Origin of the sequence: Streptomyces sp. NPDC058195 (genome assembly GCF_042883525.1) — a bacterium.
In the GTDB taxonomy this organism is placed as follows: Bacteria; Actinomycetota; Actinomycetes; order Streptomycetales; family Streptomycetaceae; genus Streptomyces.
Genome location: NZ_JBHVVM010000026.1, coordinates 50,986 through 66,615, shown reverse-complemented (window position 1 = coordinate 66,615; position 15,630 = coordinate 50,986). Strand labels below are relative to the sequence as shown.

9 protein-coding genes are annotated in these 15,630 nt (G+C 71.2%); 1 reads left to right on the top strand and 8 read right to left on the bottom strand.

The genetic code is table 11. From position 1 onward, the window contains the following. Positions 1-15: 15 nt before the first annotated feature. The 5 genes from ACFVWY_RS27305 to ACFVWY_RS27285 all read right to left on the bottom strand — a co-directional run bounded on the left by ACFVWY_RS27305 (position 16) and on the right by ACFVWY_RS27285 (position 9,206). On the bottom strand, positions 16-2,019 hold the full coding sequence (locus tag ACFVWY_RS27305) for a PIG-L family deacetylase (RefSeq protein WP_389877095.1): 2,004 nt from the start codon (positions 2,017-2,019) through the stop codon (positions 16-18). Positions 2,020-2,077: 58 nt separating this feature from the next. Next, positions 2,078-4,951 carry a stealth conserved region 3 domain-containing protein gene (locus ACFVWY_RS27300; protein WP_389877094.1) on the bottom strand — a complete coding sequence of 958 codons (2,874 nt, stop codon included), beginning with the start codon at positions 4,949-4,951 and terminating at the stop codon, positions 2,078-2,080. 9 nt (positions 4,952-4,960) lie between these two features. Next, positions 4,961-5,899, bottom strand: a complete 939-nt coding sequence (locus tag ACFVWY_RS27295; RefSeq protein WP_389877092.1) for a hypothetical protein — start codon at positions 5,897-5,899, stop codon at positions 4,961-4,963. Beyond that, positions 5,896-7,749, bottom strand: coding sequence for a stealth family protein (locus tag ACFVWY_RS27290; protein ID WP_389877091.1), 1,854 nt, complete (start codon positions 7,747-7,749; stop codon positions 5,896-5,898). Before ACFVWY_RS27290 ends, ACFVWY_RS27295 begins: the two co-directional genes overlap by 4 nt. Before the next feature lie 347 nt (positions 7,750-8,096). Next, complete coding sequence (locus tag ACFVWY_RS27285) at positions 8,097-9,206, bottom strand: hypothetical protein (RefSeq protein WP_389877089.1); 1,110 nt, start codon at positions 9,204-9,206, stop codon at positions 8,097-8,099. A 463-nt stretch (positions 9,207-9,669) separates the two neighbouring features. On the opposite strand from ACFVWY_RS27285, the gene ACFVWY_RS27280 reads away from it, so the two are divergent. Next, positions 9,670-10,749 carry an LCP family protein gene (locus ACFVWY_RS27280; RefSeq protein WP_389877088.1) on the top strand — a complete coding sequence of 360 codons (1,080 nt, stop codon included), beginning with the start codon at positions 9,670-9,672 and terminating at the stop codon, positions 10,747-10,749. A 70-nt stretch (positions 10,750-10,819) separates the two neighbouring features. Here the strand turns inward: ACFVWY_RS27280 and galE are convergent, their stop codons facing one another. The 3 genes from galE to dxs all read right to left on the bottom strand — a co-directional run bounded on the left by galE (position 10,820) and on the right by dxs (position 15,474). Further along, positions 10,820-11,806 carry a UDP-glucose 4-epimerase GalE gene (gene galE, locus ACFVWY_RS27275; RefSeq protein ID WP_389877087.1) on the bottom strand — a complete coding sequence of 329 codons (987 nt, stop codon included), beginning with the start codon at positions 11,804-11,806 and terminating at the stop codon, positions 10,820-10,822. A 45-nt stretch (positions 11,807-11,851) separates the two neighbouring features. Then, complete coding sequence (locus ACFVWY_RS27270; RefSeq protein WP_389877085.1) at positions 11,852-13,363, bottom strand: amino acid permease; 1,512 nt, start codon at positions 13,361-13,363, stop codon at positions 11,852-11,854. A gap of 152 nt (positions 13,364-13,515) precedes the next feature. Beyond that, entirely contained in the window at positions 13,516-15,474 is a 1,959-nt protein-coding gene (gene dxs, locus ACFVWY_RS27265) for a 1-deoxy-D-xylulose-5-phosphate synthase (protein WP_389877083.1), read from the bottom strand. Positions 15,475-15,630 lie beyond the last annotated feature (156 nt).

Here is a 15,630-nt window from a genome sequence, read left to right as displayed (position 1 = left end):
TGGCCCGGCCGGACGTCAGCACGCGTCCCAGGGGCCGAAGCCCGCGCCCGGCCGCGAGGCGTCCCGCCGCGTCCAGTGCAGCCGTCCGTCCGTACCGACCACCGCGACGACCGCCCGGCCGTGTGCGTCGGCGGCGATCGCCGGTGCGCCGACCATCTGGATCCCGTGGTGCTCCCATTCGGGCCGCGCGGGAACGCGGTCGTCCGTGGGAAGCACGGCCACCGCGGGCCTGCTCCGTTCGTCCCGCCTGGCGACGACCAGGAGGTCGTGTTCCTCGTCGAGCAGCCGGGCCGCGGCGACCGCGCCGGTGCCGCCGTCGTCGCTGAGCCGGTCCACCCGCTGCTCCCACGTTCCGTTGGGGCGCTGCTGGTGGCGCATCACCGCCCCGGAGTCCTCCTCCCGGTAGAACAGCGCGACGCGGTTGCGGCCGATCTGCACAGGAGTGAGACCGGAGGCCGGACGCCAGCTCTCCGGCACGCCGGTGACCAGCTGGTCCTCCAGTTTGAACGGTCCGTACACGGCTTCCTGCCGCCAGCGCACCCCGCCCGTGCGGTTCGTGGCGTACATGTCGATACGGCCCGTGGAACGCGCCACCGCGGTCAGGGAGTCCTGCATCCAGCGCCCGCCGAGCGCCTCCCAGGCGGTGAGGCCCTCGGGCGTCTCGCGGCGCATGCTGACGCCCACCGAGAAGTTCCGTACGAAGACGTGGAGGTGGCCGGCCGGGTCCACCACGGCGGCGGGCACCCCGACCTCGCGGCAGCGCCGCCAGTCACCGGTCGCCTCGTCGGGGTTGCCGAGGGACTCCCAGGGCAGCACGGAACCGGTGTGCGCCTGGCGCCACATGCGGACCACCTCGACATCGGCCCGGCCCTCGGCACCCTGGACGCGGCGCAGTCCCACCAGGTGGACGCCCCCGGTACGGTCGGGGGCGGCGGCGAGGCACGGCAGGAGATCGCCGCCCGGCAGCAGGAGCGGTCCCTCGAAGCGTCCGCTGCCCGCTTCGGTCTCCGTCCACACCGCGGCCTGGTCGCCGAGGACCGTGTACGCGGCGAGCCTGCCGTCGTGCTGCCGGTGCAGCCACTGCGTGCCCTGCGGATAGCGGCTGCGGGTGCTCCAGCCGTAGCGGCGGATGTCGGCACCGTCGCCGAGCTGGAGGTCGCCGCAGTAGCGGTGCGCGCACGGGTGCCCGTCAGCTCCCGCGTACACGTCGACCAGGGACTTCTTCAGTGCGTGGGAGCGCTCGCTCAGATTGCTCGGCCAGTTCTTGTTGCCGTAGCCGGTGAAGTGCTCGGTCAGCGGCGGACGGCTTCCGGCGCGCAGGTGGCGGCGGAGCGCCTCGCGGGCGAACTGGGCCGTGGCCGTGTGGTCGGCGTGGTCGCTGGAGGTGATGCCGCGCGCCTCGTCGTACGACTCGTGCAGCGGGTCCGGGTCCATGGTCCACAACAGCGTGGGCTGCGCGTAGGAGAGCAGTTGCGTGAGAGCGCCGACGACGTCCTCGCGGCCGAGTGCCTGCGGCTGGCGGAGCTCGGACGCGGCGGCGAGGAGGGTGGGCTGGCGGGCGGCGCGCCCGTCCCACAGGCTGGTCAGCCGGGCCTGCGGCTGGTCCGCGGGGAAGCCGTGCGCGGTGTCCGCCATCCGCAGCCCCAGGAAGAAGAGCTGCACGTGCGGCGCCTGTGCCAGGTAGTACCGCTCCGCGGCCACGCCCGGCACGAGTTCGACCGGCTCCCGGGTCCAGGAGGCTTCCCTGTCACCGAGGACCATGGTGGCGTAGGCCGCGCACAGTCCGTTCTGGCGTGCCTCCATGTAACCGGCGAAGTCGACCGGGGCCTGGCCGCGCAGCGGGTCGCGGGTGTCCACGTTGCGCCCGTCGGCCTCACCGGCCGTGAGGTAGACGCTGGTGACGCGGTGGCCCGCGGTCAGCACCCGGTACAGGTCGGGGTTGACGAAGTAGAGGTCGTCGTCGGCGTGGGCGAACACCTGGAACAACGAGGCGGAAGGCGACTCGGCGGGCTGGGTCATGGTCGGTGGATGCTCCGATCGGGCGCGGCTGACGAACGGCGGGCGGCGGGGGGCGCGCTCACAGCGGCCACTGCGGCAGCTGTCCGGCGTGGAAGCGCTGGTTGCGGGGGGAACCCGCCTCGAACTGGCTGGCCACCGGGAAGTACGAGGGCAGGAACGCCGCCAGGACGGCGTCCTGCTCGTCCTCGGTGACATCGCCGTCGTGGTAGTCGTTCAGGCAGAACACGTCGTGCGGGCGGTTGAGCTGGAGGCGGGAGAGCCGCTGCTTGTGCTCGCTCAGACCCACGTTGACGAAGCCGCAGTTGATGCTGCCCGGGGCCGAACGCTGTGTGTGGAAGCCGAAGTAGTGGTGCAGCGACGAGGCGATCGCGAGGTCGGAGTGGCTGCGGAACCGGCCGGCGGCGGTCGCCGCGACGGCCTCGGGGTAGGAGTGTTCGATGTCCGCGAGGACGCTGCGGCGCAGCGGATGCGGTGCGTGCAGGAACGAGTGTGCGAGGAACTGCCCGAAGGTGTCGGCTATCAGGGCGCGGTTGTTCTTGGCGGCGCTCACGTTGAACTCGTCGGTGCCCGTGGTCGGCCCCATGGGCACGGTCGTCGGGGACATGAAGTGCTTGGCGACGCCGTTGCTGTGGAAGAACATGCCCGGCTGGAGCACCCGGCCGATGAACACGTCGTCGTTGAAGTACAGGAAGTGCTCGGACAGCCCGTCGATGCGGTGCAGCTGGCTCTCGATGGCATGTGAGTTGTACGTCGGCAGCACCGACGGGTCGGCGAAGATCTCCCGGTGGTCCACGACCCGGACCCGCGGGTGGTTCAGGTCGAGCCATCGCGGCACCTGCTGGTCGGTGACCAGGTAGATGGTGCGGATCCAGGGGGCGTGCATGTCGAGGGAGCGCAGCGAGTAGCGCAGTTCGTCCCGGTCGCGGAAGCGGGCGGCGCTGCTCGCGGAGTCCTCGGTCTGCATGCCGAGGGCGCGCATCACCGCGTTCTTCCGCTCCAGCCAGGCGACGTCGCCGCCGTCGACCCAGGTGTACACGGCGTCGATGGGGAAGCTGACGTCGCCGTGGACGGTGTGGGCGTACGGCTCGATGGTGGGGTAGGTGCGTCCGCCGAGCACGGTCCGGGTCAGGTTCATGGTCTGGGTGGGCACCTTGTCGCCGACGACGGTGCGGACCGGGGAGACCATCATGTGCGGGTCCTCGGCGTCCTCCTCCCAGAAGTTGACCGTGCAGCCGTAGACCCCGGCGAGGCGGAGGGTGCGGGCGGAGGTGACGGCGTTCTGGTAGACGCGGACGGCCGGGCAGGAGCTCTGGGCGTATCGCTCGGCGAAGGCGGCGAGGACCGTGGCGGTCGGGTTCTGGCGTTCGTTGAGGAGCGCCACGTAGACGGCGCTGCCGCCGTGCGTCGCGGTGAGCGCCTTGAGCACGAGCTCCCGGTTGGAGGTGTGGACGGCGACCGCGTGCCGGACGTTGGTGTCCCGGGTGACGAAGTACGGGATCTGCGCCTGTTCCAGGGCCGTGGCGACCAGCGCCAGATTGTGCTGGACGACGTCCCAGGGGGATTCGCCGCCCATCCGGCGGCACAGCTGTCCGCCGTCGCGCACCAGGCCCCGGTCGGAACGGAGCAGCCGCTCCTCCAGGGCCCGCTGTTCCTTGGTGTCGACCGAGGTGGCGGGGGCCGGTGCGGCCGGGCGGAGGATGCCTTCCTGGCCGCTCATCAGGGAGTGCAGTGCCTGGCGCTCCGCCTTGCGGGCCTCGCGCTGTCCGGACGCCCGCTCGCTCTCCAGCCCGGCGAAGATGTTCTCCCACATCGCGGTGACCACGGGCGGGGCGAGCCGGGCGACCGAGTCGGCCGCCGCCTGCCCCATGCCGTGGCGCAGCGGGGCGTCCTCGATGAGCCGGATGAGCGCCCGGGCGGCGGCGTCGGTGTCGTTCGCCGGGACGAGGATGCCGGTCTGCCCGTCCAGGACGACTTCGCGCGGGCCGTTGGGGCAGTCGTAGGAGACCACGGGTACCCCGGCGGCCTGGGCCTCGGTCAGCACCAGCGGGAACGCCTCGTTGCGGGACGTCATCAGGGCGATGCTGGCCTTGGCCCATTCCTCGGCCAGGTGCGGGGAGTTGCCGTTGAGCTGGACGCTGTCCTGCAGTCCGAGCACGTCGATCTGGCGGCGCAGGGCACCGGCGAGCGGACCGTCACCGAAGACGCGCAGGATCCAGGTGGGGTGGTGGCGGGCCACCGTGTGCCAGATGGTGATGGCGTGGTCGATCTGCTTCTCGCCGACCAGCCGGCCCGCGATGACGACGCTCCGGGTCTCCAGGGTGGAGCGTGGCCGGAACCCGCGCGGCAGGGCGTTGGGGACGACGTCGATGCGCGGTGCGCTGTGGCCGAGGGTCTCGGCGAACCAGTCGCGCGTGCGGTTGCTGAGCACGGCGAGCGCGTCCAGGCGGGAGGCGTAGCGCAGCAGTGGTTCGGCGCTGGGGCCGCGCAGTTCGGAGACCCGGTGTTCCTGGTGGAGCGTCATCACGTGCGGGGGCGCCAGCTGCACCGCGAGCGCCATGAGCGCCGGGGTGGTGGTGATCAGCAGATCCGTGTCGGTGTGCTGGAGCGCGTATTCCAGTTCCAGGTCGGTCAGCCTGTTGAAGGCCGCTTCCCAGGCGGGGTCCACCAGGGCGCTGGGCCGGTCGGCCACCTGCGCCCATGCCTCGGCGGGCAGGCCGGTGGGGCGGATCGGGACGGGGGCGGGCCCGGTCCGGTCGATCAGGTAGTCGACGCGGACGCGCTCGTCGATCGGGAAGAACAGCCGCGGCTGGGTCTTGAGGATGCTCAGCACGCGGACGTCGTGGTTGCCCACGAGTTCGGCCGCCTGGTTGAACACCGCTCGTTCGGTGCCCCCGACGGCGTCCGCGGTGAGCAGGAGAAAGGTGATCTTCATGGTGTGCGGTTACGCGGCTTCCGTCATCGGGCTGCACTGGATGCGGAAGTTACCCGCGGGTGTGTAGCGGGGCAGTACGAGCATGGGGTGCTGGCCGACCGGTGTCACCGCGGTCTGCCGGTAGGCGAAGACCCGTCCGGGGTTGCGGACGTCGTGCAGGCGCCGCCCCAGGCGCATGTCGCGCAGGTTGCCGGAGCACAGGACCAGGTCCCACTGCTCGGCGCGGTCACGGCGCGGCGCCATGAGGTGCAGCGGTACGGACACCTGCCACAGCCCTCCGTCGGCGCGGTCGACCCCGGCCCTCAGGCGGCGCCCGGAGGCGACGAACTCGGCCCAGGGGGCTTCGGGTTCGCCTCCGGCCACGCGGAAGGCGACCTCGACCTGGCTGTGGGTCACGTGGACGCGCACCACCTCCGCCGAGGGCTGGGCCGGGCTGAACGTCACCCGGGCGTTGCCGGTGACACCGCGGCCCAGCCGGTACCGGGCCCCGGTCGCCGCGGCGGCCTCCATGGGCCGCGTCGGGCCCCCGTACGGGACGGGAAGGTCGACGAGGAGCAGGGGCAGCGTGCGGCGCAGCCCCTGGGAGAGGCGGAGCCGGATCTTCCAGCGGCCGGGGGTCAGCGGCAGACCGTTCACGTCCTGTCCGAGCAGGATCGCCGCGTCCATCGCGACTCCTCCGTCGTGGTCGGTGTAGACCCTGGCGGCGGTGGCGAGCCGACGGCCCCGGCGCCGCAGCTCGATCCGGGCGTCCTCGTCGGGCCGCACCCAGCGTGGCATCCGGGCGTGCAGGTTGACGGTCTGCCCGTCGAGTACGGCGGCGTAGCGCAGTACCGCGGCCCGGCCCTCGCGGCGCGGCAGGAAGAAACGGCGCAGCAGCACCGACCGGAGGCGAGTGGTCTGGCGGCGCATCCGGCGGCGCAGGGCGCGCAGGGGTCGTCGGCGCTTCATCGGGCGGCTCCGTCGGCAAGGCCGTGGTGGGTGGAACCCGCGTCCAGGCTGGGCTGGAGGACACGGCGGTCGGTGAGCCGGGTGGGTCCGGTGGCCCCGGCGGGCAGTTCGTACCGGCTGGGCACGGGGAAGTAGCTCGCGAGGAACGACCGGACCATGCGGTCCTGCGCCTCGGGGTCGGGGTGTACGACGGTGTCGTTGAGGCAGAACGTGTCGAAGTCGCGGCGGGCGAGCAGCGAGTTCAGGCGGCGCCGCGCCTGGTCGGCGGCGAGGTCGACGTAGACGTAGCGCAGGCTGCCGACGGTCGCCCGTCCGGTGTGGAAGCCGTAGTAGTGGTGCAGGGACGAGGTGATGGGGACGTCCTCGGGCGAGCGGAAGCGTGAGTGCTGGGTGCGGCGATGCGCCTCGTCGTACTCCCGCTCGATGTCGGCGAGGACGCTGCGGCGCAGTGCGTGCGGGGTGTGCTTCATCTTCTGCGCGATGCGGGTGCCGAAGGAGCGCTCGATCAGAGCCCTGCTGTTCTTGCCCGCGGCGTTCACCGGCAGGTCGTCGGAGTCCGGTGAGCCGGTCGGCACGAGCGCCTTGGACTGGAAGAACTTGCTCAGCCCGTTGGCGTGGAAGAAGTGTCCGGGGGTGAGCGGCCGGCCGAAGAACACGTCGTCGTTGAGGTACAGGAAGTGCTCGGACAGTCCCTCGATGCGGTGCAGCTGGCTCTCGATGGCGTGCGAGTTGAAGGTCGGCAGGGCGGTGGGGTCGGAGAAGATCTCGCGGTGGTCGACGACCTGAAGCCCCGGTACGTCGGTGTCGAGCCAGGCGGGCACCTGCCCGGCGGTGACCAGGTAGACGTTGCGCACCCACGGCGCGTACTGGTGCAGCGAGCGCAGCGAGTAGCGCAGTTCGTCGCGGCTGGTGAACCGGGCGTCGTTGGCGGCCTGGGCGTGCAGGCTCGGGGCGGGTGCGCCGGGGCGCCCCGAGCGCGCGGCGTCCCGCTCCGCGGCCCATACCGGGTCGGAGTCGTCGACCCAGGTGTAGACGACGTCGATGGGGAAGAGGTGGTCGTCCGGCAGTGGCTGGGTGAACTCCGGCAGGGTGCGCGTGACGCCGGTGGTGTAGGCGCCGGGGACGAGCGCGAACAGGGCCTGCGGAGCGGCTGGCCGGGGGGTGTCCGCGGGGACCTGTTCGACGACGCTGTTGGGGCGGGGGGCTTCGTACCGGCCGTCCCGTTCCGCCCAGAATTCGAGGTCGCACCCCTGGTCGATGCCGAAGACGAGGTGCTGTGTGGGGTCCGTGACGTACCAGGCGACCCGGAGGGCGTCGTGCTTGCGCAGCTGCCGCCAGGACCTGCCGTCGTCGCCGGGGCGCACGTCCGACTCCGACGCGGTGGCCGCGCCCACGTAGCCCGGGGACTGCTCGAAGGCGAGCCGGAGCATCTCCTCCGCGGTCTCGCGCAGCGCGACGGGCACCGCGACCGTCGGGACGTTCTTCGCGCCGCGGATGCAGAAGTACTCGATGCCCCCGGCCTCCAGCACGGAGACGAGGATGTGCAGATTGCGGGCGCGGGCCGCCCAGGCCGTCGCGCCTTCCACGAGCAGGGCGTGCATGTGCCGCCCCTCGACGCGCACCACCCGGCGCACGTGGGCCGCGCTGTGCCGGGGCGTCCTGCGACGGCCGCCCATCGCCCAGACGACCGTGGCCGACCGGACGGCGTCGACGGAGGTGAACGAGGACTTGACGGCGGAGCGGAGCGGGGCGGGCACTTTGCGGACGATGCCTCGTCGCGCGCCCACCGGCACCACGGACCGATACGCCGAGACCAGCGATCCCGCCTCCGGATTACCGGAATCGACCACGAGGCATCCACCACCCACGCCACTGCGGTCCAGCGCCTGCCGCATCGGGGCACCACCTCGTGCCCTGACGACGAACGGAATGAGACCGAAAACTGTCATCCACCATGTCGGCCGCCGCACTGGATGGCCGAATCTGCTCACCCGCGAGCAAGTCACAGAACTTTCACATAAGGAACCGATCAATGTCCAACCAAAAAAGCGGACATATACGACATATAGCCGTGATGAATCCCACCGGGAAGTCATACAACCTTCTACAACTTCACGGGAACACCACATGGAATCGAGGTAACGAGGTAACACCCCGGTGCCACCCGGCGCCCGGCGGCCGAAAAGAGACCCTCAGATCACAGCCGGTGCCAGTGCGGTGAGAGCGTGAGCCCCGGTCCGTCTTCCTGCCGGGCGACGGATACGCCCCCGTCCCGCCCGCGCATCGCCACGACGACACGGCCGTGGCCGTCGAGGGCGAGGGCGGGGTCGCCGACGCACTCCTTGGTGGTGTCCGACCACCAGACGCCGCCCTGCTCCGCCTCGGTACCGCAGACCCCGATCAGCAGCGTGCCGCCCGCCCCGCGCTGCGCGAGAACCGTGCAGTCGTAGCCGTCGAGCGGGGTACGCAGCGCCACGACGGCCCCGTCCCCCGGGTACCCGCCCACCGCGAGCGGCCAGGCGCCCGCCCGGTAGGCGACGACCCCCGCCGTGTTCGCGTCGGTCCAGTAGTAGGTGAGGCGGTCCGGTGCCGTCTCCAGCGCGGTCGCGGATCCCGCCAGCGCGTAGAACTGCGAGGGCTGAGCGGTCACCAGCGGACCGTCCGGAGCGTCCTGACGCCACTGCTGCACGCCGCTGTCACTGGGCGCGAAGACCTCCACGAGCCCGCTCGCCGTCACCGACGGCACCAGTTCGGCGGCGAGCCCGGCGCCCTTGAGGTCCTGCCAGGCCCCCCACTTGCCGCCCTTGCCCTCACGGCGCATCTGCAGTCCGCGACCCGCGTTGCGCGCGAAGACGAAGACCGTTCCCTGCGCGTCGACGGCCCCGGCGGGCGCACCGGCCTTCAGGCCCGCCTCCCGTTCACGGTGGAAGTTGCCCAGCGAGCGCCACGCGGTGACGGGACGGCCCGTCTGGTACTGGACGGCGTGCACGTAGTCCGCTTTCGGACCGTCGGCACCAGCGCGCTCGCGCCGCCCCAGGAAGTGCACATACGCGTTGGCGCCCTGAACGACGGTCACGTCCGTCAGGCCCGCGACCGGGACGAACTGCGGGCCGTCCCAGCGGTCCCCGCCCGCGCTCCGCTGCGTCCAGCGCAGCAGACCGCCGTCCGTGCGGGCGTAGAGCGTGAGCCTGCCGTCCTTGCCGAGCGGCATCCAGCGGCCGTGCGGTGTTCCGTGGACCTGGCGGGGGGCGGACGACGGGGCGGGGGCGCGGGTGCCGCTCGCGGAGTTCGGTCCTCTTCTCCGCATGGCCCGTGACACCCTCTCCGCTTCACCCGTTCTTCATCCCGCCCGTACGCGGCCGACACATCATATGCTCAGCACCGGCGGGCCGCCGGGGCGGCGTTCACCGGCCCGAGGTCCGCCCCCGCGGCGGGCGCGGCCCGCGCGAGGCGTCCGGCCCCACCGGTGTGACCTATCCCACCCCGGCGTCGAGGCCCCGGTGCCCCTCCCGGCCCCCCGGAGGACAGGCGCCCTCCCTGCCGCCCAGAAAATCTGTCTATAGTGCTCCAGCGTCCGATCCGTTGACACATGTGCGGCCAGCGACGTCCGCCGTGACCCCGTCCAGCGCGCGCCCCATGAGCCGCGGTCGGGTCCTTTGTACGACCCCCCTCCCGTTCCGCGGCACCTCGCAGCCGCGCAGGACGGGAGGTTCCGACTCGCCTCAGTGGTCCCCCACTGACCCAGGGGCCCAGACGATGACGAGCTGTGTATGTCTGACGACTCCGATCCGCCCTCCCGTCACAAGCCCAGGGGCCGCAAGGTCCGTACCCGCGGCCAGCGCATCAGGCGCGGCGTGCTCGTCACGCTGCTGGTGCTCGTGGTGGCCGGTGGCTCCACCCTGTACTGGCTGTACAGCAGGCTCGACGGGAACATCACCGGCGTCGACATCGACAAGGCGCTCGGTGAGGACCGTCCCGAGAAGCTCCCGACCAGCGGGCAGAACCTGCTCGTCCTCGGCTCCGACTCCCGGGCCGGAGCGGAGAACAAGGAGCTGGGCGGTGGCGGCGACGTCAGCGGCGCGCGCTCCGACACCGCGATGGTGGTGCACATACCCGAGGGCCGGAGCAAGGCCGTCGCGGTCTCCATTCCGCGCGACACCCTGGTGACCCGGCCCGAGTGCGCCAAGGGCGACGGCTCGACGGTGCCGACCGCCGACCGTGTGATGTTCAACTCGGTGTACTCCCAGGTGGGTCCGGCCTGTGTGGTCAAGACCGTGGAGAAGATGTCCGGGGTCCGCATCGACCACTACCTGGAGATCAACTTCGCCGGGTTCAAGGATCTCGTCGACGCCATCGGCGGGGTCACCGTCGAGGTCGAGAAGCCCATCCACGACAAGTCCTCCGGGCTCGACCTGACCGCCGGGACGCACCGGCTCGACGGCACCCAGTCCCTCGCCTACGTACGCACCCGGCACGGCATCGGCGACGGCAGCGACCTCGGCCGCATCGGTCTCCAGCAGCAGTTCCTGCTGGCCCTGCTGAGCGAGGTCAAGTCCCAGAACCTGCTGGGCAGCCCGGCGAAGTCCTACAAGGTGGCGAGCTCCGCGACGAAGTCGCTGACCACCGACTCCGAGCTGGCCTCGCTGACGTCCCTGGCGGAGTTCGCGCGGTCGATGAACGGCGTCGACCCGGGCACGATGGAGACCATCATGCTCCCGGTGGCGTACGACAAGATCGACAAGAACCGGGTCATCGCGGCCGAACCCCAGGCCGGCGAGCTCTGGAAGGCGATCCGCGAGGACGCCGCCATCCCCGAGTCCGCGAAGAAGTCACCGGCGACCGGCGGCTGAGCGGCCGGTACGCCGTAGGGCGATGCCCCGGGACCGCGTGTCCCGGGGCATCGCCGTATGCCGGAGCGCGTCAGCGCCGCGCCTCGGGGTGGAACAGGCACCAGCCCTCCCAGGCCGATTCGACCATCGCACGCACCTCGTGCCGTGCGGTCCACCCCAGCTCGGAGCGCATCCGGCCGGCGGCGGCCACCACCTTGGCCGGGTCTCCGGGACGGCGCGGGCGTACGGCCGGTTCGGCGGCCGGTCCGTAACCGGTGACCTCGCCGATCAGGGCGATCATCTCGCGTACGGAGACGCCTTCGCCCCGGCCGATGTTGACCGTGAGGTCGGTCCCGTCACCGCGTGCGCCGAGTGCCCGCGCCACCGCGACATGCGCCGAGGCGAGGTCGGCGACATGGATGAAGTCGCGGATCGCCGTGCCGTCCGGGGTGGCGTAGTCGTCGCCGAAGACCAGCGGCGCCTCGCCCCGCGTGAGCTTCTCGAAGACCATCGGGATCAGATTGCAGACCCCCGTGTCCGCGAGGTCCGCCGAGGCCGCGCCCGCCACGTTGAAATACCGCAGCGAGGCCGTCGCCATGCCGTGCGCCGCGCCCGTCGCGCGGACCATCCACTCGCCCGCCAGCTTCGTCTCACCGTACGGGTTGATCGGGGCGCACGGCGTGCTCTCGGTGACCAGGTCCACGTCCGGCACCCCGTAGACGGCGGCCGACGAGGAGAACAGGAAGCGGCGGGCGCCCGCGGCGGTGACGGCCTCCAGCAGGGTCTGGAGACCGTACACGTTCTCCCGGTAGTAGTGCAGCGGGCGGGCCACGGACTCGGCGACCTGCTTCTTGCCCGCCAGGTGCACGACACCGTCGACACCGTGCTCGGCGATCACCCGGTCCAGCGCCTCCCGGTCCAGCGTGGATCCCTTGACGAACTGCGCCCCGTCGGGAATCCGGGCCGGGTCACCGCTCGACAGGTCGTCGTACACCACCGCCCGCTCGCCCGCGTCGAGCATCGCCCTTACGACGTGCGCCCCGATGAAACCCGCGCCACCCGTGATCAGCCAAGTCATACAGGCATCCTATGACCCCGCGTCCGGACCCTCCCGAACCCGGTGTCACCTGCTGGTTCTCCGTGTGTGCAGCCGGCTGTGGGAACGCCCGTAGGCGAAGTAGATGATCACGCCGATGGCCATCCAGACACCGAACCGCAGCCAGGTCTCCGCCGGGAGGTTGAGCATCAGCCACACCGAGGCGGCCACCGACGCGATCGGCACGAACGGCACCCACGGGGTACGGAAGGCGCGGGGCAGATCGGGGCGGGTGCGGCGCAGCACCAGCAGCCCGAGGGCGACCACGACGAAGGCGAAGAGCGTGCCGATGTTCACCAGCGCCGCCAGTTCGTTGATGCTGGTGAATCCGGCGACGACGGCGATGACCACACCGAGCAGGATGGTCGGACGGTACGGGGTGCCGTACTTCGGGTGGGTCTTGGAGAAGAACCTCGGGAGCAGTCCGTCACGGCTCATCGCGAAGAAGACCCGGGTCTGCCCCAGCAGCAGGATCAGACAGACGGTGGTGAGGCCGATCGCGGCCCCGAAGCTGATCAGCCCGGCGTAGACGGGATGGCCGACGGCCTTGAAGGCGTCGGCGAGCGGAGCTTCGATCGACAGGTCGGAGTAGTGCTCCATCCCGGTCACCACCAGCGAGACGGCGACGTAGAGCACGGTGCAGATGAAGAGCGAGGCGAGGATGCCGCGCGGCATGTCGCGCTGCGGGCGCTTGGTCTCCTCGGCGGCGGTCGCCACCACGTCGAAGCCGATGAAGGCGAAGAAGACGATGGAGGCGGCGGTGAAGATGCCCATGACGCCGAAGTTGGTGGGCGCGTAGCCGAACATCAGCTGGACCAGCGGTTCGGTCAGCCCCGACCCCGCGGGCTGCGGCTGCGCCTCGGGGATGAACGGCGAGTAGTTGGCCGCCTTCACGAAGAAGCTCCCGGCGATGATCACGATCAGGACCACCACGATCTTGATGGCGACGACCACGGTCGTGACCCGGGCGGAGAGCTTCATCCCGAGCACCAGCACCACGGTCAGCACGAGCACCAGGAAGAACGCCAGGATGTCGAAGCCGAAACCCTGCGCCGCTTCCGTTCCGGAGAGCGCGTCGGGGATGTGCCAGCCGAAGTTGTCCAGCAGCGAGCGGACGTAGCCGGACCAGCCGACCGCCACCACCGCCGTGCCCAGCGCGAACTCCAGCACCAGGTCCCAGCCGATGGTCCAGGCGATCAGCTCGCCCAGCGAGGCGTACGAGAAGGTGTACGCGGAACCCGCGACCGGGACGGTGGAGGCGAACTCGGCGTAGCAGAGCGCGGCCAGCGCGCAGACGACCCCGGCGACCACGAAGGCGAGCGCCGTGGCGGGGCCCGCCGTCTCCTTGGCCACCTTGCCGGTGAGGACGAAGATGCCGGTGCCGATGATGACGCCGACACCGAAGACCGTGAGGTCCAGGGCGGAGAGGGACTTGCGGAGCGCGTGCTCCGGCTCCTCGGTGTCGCGGATGGAGTCCTCGACCGTCTTGGTCCGGAACAGTCCGTCACCGCTGGGTGGTGTGTCCTGCTGGGCAGTCACCGGCGTACCTCCGCGCATTCGTCGTGTACGCCATGATTTGGGGTTGCCACAGTGAGACAGGGCGACGAATCGGGCGATTTCACGCGAATGGGCCGGTCGGACCACCCGTACAGGGTGACCCGACCGGCCCATCGGCCGTGCGGGAGGGGGCGTCAGTCGCGGGCGGGCTCGCTCACCGCACCGGCGTCGGTGTCGGTGTCGGCGCTGACGTCGGCGCTGGCGCTGGCGCCGTAGCGGCCGTCCAGCTTGGCGACCAGACCGGTGACCTGGCGGGCGATGTCCGGCGCGGTCAGCCCGATCTCGGCCATGACCTCCTTGCGGGAGGCGTGGTCCAGGAAGCGCGGCGGGATGCCGAAGTCGCGCAGCGGTACGTCGACCCCGGCGTCGCGCAGGGCCTGGGCGACGGCGGAGCCGACACCGCCGGCCCGGCTGTTGTCCTCGACGGTGACGACGACCCGGTGGCGCTCGGCGAGCGGGGCCATCGCCTCGTCGACCGGCTTCACCCAGCGCGGGTCGACCACGGTCGACGAGATGCCCTGCGCCTCCAGCAGCCCGGCGATCTCCAGGCACATCGGGGCGAGCGCGCCGACCGAGACCAGCAGCACGTCCGGCCGGGTGGTGCCGGGCTCTCGCAGCACGTCCATCCCGCCGATCCGGCCCACCGCCTCCACCGCCGGGCCGACCGCGCCCTTGGAGAAGCGGACCACGGTCGGCGCGTCGTCGACCTCGACGGCCTCGCGGAGCTGGGCGCGGACCTGGTCGGCGTCGCGCGGGGCGGCGATCCGGAGGGTGGGCACGCACTGCAGGATCGACATGTCCCACATGCCGTTGTGCGAGGCTCCGTCGGTGCCGGTGATCCCGGCCCGGTCCAGGACGAAGGTCACCCCGCACTTGTGCAGCGCGACGTCCATCAGGACCTGGTCGAAGGCACGGTTGAGGAAGGTGGCGTACACCGCGAAGACGGGGTGCAGCCCGCCCGTGGCGAGACCCGCCGCGGAGACCGCGCCGTGCTGCTCGGCGATGCCGACGTCGTAGATCCGGTCCGGGAACTCCTTCTCGAACTTGGTCAGCCCGACCGGCTGGAGCATGGCCGCGGTGATCGCGACGATGTCCTCGCGCTCCTTGCCGAGCTTGACCATCTCCTCGCCGAAGACGGAGGTCCAGTCCAGGCCCGAGGAGGCGATGGGCAGCCCGGTGTCCGGGTGGATCTTGCCGACGGCGTGGAAGCGGTCCGCCTCGTCCTGGAGGGCCGGGGTGTAGCCGCGGCCCTTCTCGGTGATGCAGTGCACGATGACGGGGCCGCCGAAGCGCTTGGCGCGCTGGAGCGCGGACTCCAGGGCCTCGATGTCGTGGCCGTCGATCGGGCCGACGTACTTCAGGCCGAGGTCCTCGAACATGCCCTGCGGGGCGATGAAGTCCTTGAGGCCCTTCTTGGCGCCGTGCAGCGTCTCGTACAGCGGCTTCCCCACGACGGGGGTGCGCTCCAGGAAGTCCTTGCCGCGGGCCAGGAAGCGCTCGTAGCCGTCGGTGGTGCGCAGCGTGGCGAGGTGGTTGGCGAGGCCGCCGATGGTCGGCGCGTAGGAACGCTCGTTGTCGTTGACGACGATGACGAGGGGACGGTCCTTGGCGGCGGCGATGTTGTTCAGCGCCTCCCAGGCCATACCACCGGTGAGCGCGCCGTCGCCTATGACCGCGACGACGTGGTCGTCCTTGCGGAGCACCTCGTTGGCCTTGGCGAGGCCGTCGGCCCAGCCGAGCACCGCGGAGGCGTGCGAGTTCTCGATCACATCGTGCTCGGACTCGGCACGCGAGGGGTAGCCGGAGAGGCCGCCCTTGCTCTTGAGCCGGGAGAAGTCCTGGCGGCCGGTGAGCAGCTTGTGCACGTAGCTCTGGTGCCCGGTGTCGAAGAGCACCTTGTCCCTCGGCGAGTCGAAGACCCGGTGCAGGGCGATGGTCAGCTCGACGACGCCCAGGTTCGGGCCGAGGTGGCCGCCGGTCTTGGACACCTCTTCGACGAGGAAGGTCCGGATCTCCTCGGCGAGCTGCTCCAGCTGCTCGGGCGTGAGCCGGTCCAGGTCACGCGGTCCACCGATGCGGGTCAGCAGGGCCACCCGTGCCTCCTTGCGTCTTGAGCTGGTCGAGCATGCCGGTCCGATGAGTCTAATGTTCCGCTTAAACCGGAGGTCATCGGGCGGTACGTACTCCGTGCGCAGGGCCCGGTCGCCCGGCGCGCACACGAGGGCGCCCGGCGCCCTCGGGGGGCACCG